The organism is Candidatus Magnetobacterium casense (assembly GCF_019173545.1).
Taxonomy (GTDB): domain Bacteria; phylum Nitrospirota; class Thermodesulfovibrionia; order Thermodesulfovibrionales; family Magnetobacteriaceae; genus Magnetobacterium; species Magnetobacterium cryptolimnobacter.
Genome location: NZ_JABXWD010000780.1, coordinates 1 through 1,081, shown reverse-complemented (window position 1 = coordinate 1,081; position 1,081 = coordinate 1). Strand labels below are relative to the sequence as shown.

The following is a 1,081-nucleotide window of genomic DNA, read 5'->3' as shown; positions in this document are numbered from 1 at the left end:
ATGAAGATTCGCTATGCAGACGGGAGTTGGAGTTCCACTATTTTGGCTGCTACGGGGACTTCACCTACGGCTTCATATAACACCGATACGAATGTGGTTTACATATTCTACCTGAGTGGGGGCAATATCTGTGCCAGTGTGGTTGACATGGGTGACGGAACAATTAAGGGGCCGTACACTATCGCGGCATTCACAAGTGGAACGTATAACGGGATCTCCTCTACCCCCTATGAAACAGAACACTTCGGGATATTATTCGCTACCTCAACTAGTGGTACTGCAACTACGGCTCATGCCTCCGTGTGGTTTTCCTGGGAATGGAACGACAACGGGAATGACTGGCAGTGGAACCAGAACAATGTCTGCCCGTATATCGACGATATACAGATGGCGATAGATGGGGTACTGGAACTGGAATATAAGCCCGCCTCTATTATCCAGGGGGCTACCCTACTGGATGAGCAAAACGACCACGATGCTACGATCACCTGGGGCACCAACCCCGTCGGTATCAGCACCGAGATGTCGGAGCTGCAATTCGACCAGTCCTACAACGAGTCTTACTATTATCAGTACCTGGCGCCGGGTAGCACGGACATCATCAACCCCGATCCCGAGGCAATGACGGGCGATGTGGATCTTGTCAGGCTGCGCGGCAATCCACTGTACCCCTTTGTGCAACTACTCAGCATAGGCGGCTTCCTCAATGAAAGGCTGGCGTGGCTGGGCTTGGCATGGTTTATCGTCATTCTTGCCATGTTCGGTGTCCATCTGGGATTTGACACCAAGAAGGACACGGAAAAGCCGCAGCACTTCGTATTGACAACCATCACCGGGATGGGCCTGTCTATACTGTTCTTCACAATGGGCATATTCCCCTGGTGGGTGTTATTACTGATGGCCTTCGGCCTGATCGGGGCCATCATCTGGGAGAGGCAACCGGTAATATGACGCATAGACTACTGGTGACGTTCCTTGTCATATTCATAGGATGTTCGTTCCTGGCGGCCATCATGCAGGGCGGTGGGGGGATAGTCAGCACCCTTTTGACAGATAATGTCACCGCCAACGCCACGGTGAT

1 protein-coding gene is annotated in these 1,081 nt (G+C 52.2%); it reads left to right on the top strand.

The genetic code is table 11. The features are described from left to right. On the top strand, positions 1 to 951 hold a 951-nt coding region (locus tag HWQ67_RS19460; RefSeq protein WP_218254354.1), incomplete at its 5' end, for a hypothetical protein. Positions 952 to 1,081 lie beyond the last annotated feature (130 nt).